The organism is Streptomyces sp. NPDC090445 (assembly GCF_044769385.1).
In the GTDB taxonomy this organism is placed as follows: Bacteria; Actinomycetota; Actinomycetes; order Streptomycetales; family Streptomycetaceae; genus Streptomyces.
Window position 1 is genome coordinate 1 of the sequence record NZ_JBIVXV010000068.1, and the last position, 3,092, is coordinate 3,092.

At 74.4% G+C, this 3,092-nt stretch carries 1 protein-coding gene; it reads right to left on the reverse strand.

The features are described from left to right. Positions 1-3,092 (reverse strand): SDR family NAD(P)-dependent oxidoreductase (locus tag ACIQUT_RS40205; protein ID WP_403570679.1); only part of this gene is annotated, 3,092 nt, incomplete at both ends.

Genomic DNA, 3,092 nt, shown 5'->3' on the forward strand with positions numbered 1-3,092 from the left:
GCGGGCGACAGTCCGGCGTTCGCGAGGGCGGCGCGGATGACGCGCTGCTGGGACGGGCCGTTGGGCGCCGTCAGGCCGTTGCTGGCGCCGTCCTGGTTGATCGCCGAGCCGCGGATCACCGCCAGCACGGGGTGGCCGTTGCGCCGGGCGTCCGACAGGCGCTCGACGAGCAGCATGCCGACACCCTCGCCCCACCCGGTGCCGTCGGCGTCTGCCGAGAAGGCCTTGATCCGGCCGTCCGCGGCCAGACCGCGCTGACGGCTGAAGTCGATGTACGCACCCGGCGACGACATCACCGTCACACCACCGGCCAGCGCCAGGGAGCACTCGCCGTTGCGCAGGGCCTGGATCGCCCAGTGCAGCGCCACGAGCGACGCCGAGCAAGCGGTGTCGACGGTCACGGCCGGACCTTCCAGCCCGAACGCGTACGAGAGCCGGCCGGAGACGACGCTCGCCGCGTTGCCGGTACCGAGGAAGCCCTCGATGCCGTCCGGGATGACCTGGAAGGACGAGTCGTAGTCCTGGCCGTTGGTGCCGACGAACACGCCGGCCTGGCTGCCGCGGACGCTCGCCGGGTCGATCCCGGCCCGTTCGAACGCCTCCCAGGTGGTCTCCAGCAGCAGGCGCTGCTGCGGGTCCATGGCGAGGGCCTCGCGCGGCGAGATGCCGAAGAAGTCGGCGTCGAAGTCGGCCACGTCGTAGAGGAAGCCGCCCTCGCGGGCGTAGAACGTGCCCTGCCGGTCCGGGTCCGGGCTGTAGAGCCGCTCCAGGTCCCAGCCACGGTCGGCCGGGAACTCACCGATGGCGTCGCCACCGGACGCGAGCAGCTGCCACAGGTCCTCGGGGGTCCGGACGCCGCCGGGGAAGCGGCAGCTCATCGCCACGATCGCGATCGGGTCGTCGTCCACGCCAGTGGCTGCGACGGTCACCGGACCGGCGATCTCCGGCCGGGTGCCCAGCAGTTCGTCCCGGAGGAACGCCGTCAGGGCCGACGCGGAAGGGTAGTCGAAGATCAGAGTCGCCGGCAGCGTCACGCCGGTCGCCGCACCGAGCCGGTTGCGCAGCTCGACCGCGGTCAGCGAGTCGAACCCGAGCTCCTTGAACGCACGGTCGGCGCCGACCGCCTCCGAACCGTCGTGGCCCAGGACCGCCGCGACCTGTGCCCGGACGAGGCCGAGGAGCTCCCGCTCCAGCTCCGCTGCGCCGAGGTCGGCGAACCGCTCGACGGCCGAACCGGTCCCGGCCTCGGCACGGGCAACGGGCCCGGCGGCCGGCTTCTCCGTCATCTCGCGGATGAGGGTGCTCGGACGGACGACGGTGAACGCGGGGCCGAAGCGCTCCCAGTCCACATCGGCGACGAGCAGAGCCGCATCGGACGAAGCCGCGGCACTCTGCCGCAGGACCGCCATCGCCGTCTCCGGCGCCATCGGCGGCAGACCCTCACGCCGCAGGCGCGCATCCAGCGCATCGTCGGCGGCCATACCGCCTTCGGCCCACGGACCCCAGGCGAGGGAGGTCGCGGCCAGCCCGGCGGCGCGCCGCTGCTCGGCGAGCGCGTCCAGGTAGGCGTTGGCGGCGGCGTAGTTGGCCTGGCCCGGCGCACCGATCATGCCGCTCATCGAGGAGAAGAGGACGAAGGCGGAGAGCTCGATGCCCAGCTCGACGGTCAGCTCGTGCAGGTTGAGCGCCGAGACGGCCTTGGCGCGCAGCACGGTCTCGAACCGCTCGGCCGTCAGGGCGTCGAGGACGCCGTCGTCGAGCACACCGGCGGTGTGGATGACAGCGGTGAGCTTCTCGGCCTCGGCCGCGAGCAGGGTCCGCAGGGCGTCACGGTCGGCGGCATCGCACGCCACGACCGACACCTCGGCACCGAGTTCCGCCAGCTCGGCGGCCAGTTCGGCGGCGCCGGGCGCGTCAGCGCCCCGGCGGCTGGTCAGCACCAGCCGCTCGGCACCCGCACCGGCCAGCCAGCGAGCGACCCGCCCGCCGAGGGCACCCGTGCCGCCGGTCACCAGGACCGTCCCGGACGGGGCCCACGAGTCCGTGCTGCCACCGGCCGCGCGGACCAGGCGGCGTCCGAAGACACCGGACGACCGGACCGCGACCTGGTCTTCACCGGCCGCACCACCGGCCAGTACGCCGACCAGTCGGCCCATGGCCCGCTCGTCCCAGGCCTCGGGCAGGTCGACCAGACCGCCCCAGCGCTCGGGCAGCTCCAGGGCGGCCACCCGGCCCAGGCCCCACGTCTGGGCCTGCACCGCCGAGACGAGGCGGTCGGAACGGCCCACGCTGACCGCGCCCCGGGTCAGGCACCACAGCGGAGCCTCCACCCCGGCGTCGCCCAGCGCCTGCACGAGCACGGCCGTGGGCACCACGCCCGCAGCCTCGTCCAGCGCGAGCAGGGAGACCACACCGGCGACGCCCTCTGCCTCGCCCTCGGCCAGCAGCCCGGCCAGCGTGGCACGGTCCGTACCGGCCCCGACCACAACCCGGCGGACCTCGGCGCCGCGCCCGGCCAGGGCGCCCGCCACAGCGGTGTCGGCCACGCCCGCGTCAGCAGGGGTCACGACCAGCCAGGCCCCGGCCAGTCGGGCACCGGAGGCGATGTCCGTCAGTGGCTTCCAGGACACCCGGCAGCGCAGGCGGTCCACCTCGGACTGCGTGCGCAGGCCGCGACGCCAGGCCGACAGGGCAGGGAGCACCTGGCCCCAGGCGTTCTCGTCGGCCACGTCCAGAGTGCCGGCGAGCGACTCCAGGTCCTCGCGCTCGACCGCATCCCAGAAGCGGGCGTCGACGTCATGGCCGGAAGCGGTCCGGCCCGTGCCCGTCAACTGCAGCCAGTAGCGCTGCCGCTGGAAGGCGTACGTGGGCAGCTCCACCCGCCGCGCGCCCGAACCGGCGTAGAAGGCCTGCCAGTTCACGCCCAGGCCGCGCTGGTGGGCCTGAGCCAGCGAAGCGACCGCCGTCTCGGCCTCGGAGCGCCTGCTCCGCAGCACCGGCACGAAGGCGGCGCCTTCGCCCGTCACGCACTCCTGGCCCATGGCCGAGAGCACACCGCCCGGGCCGAGTTCGAGGTACGTCGTGACGCCCGC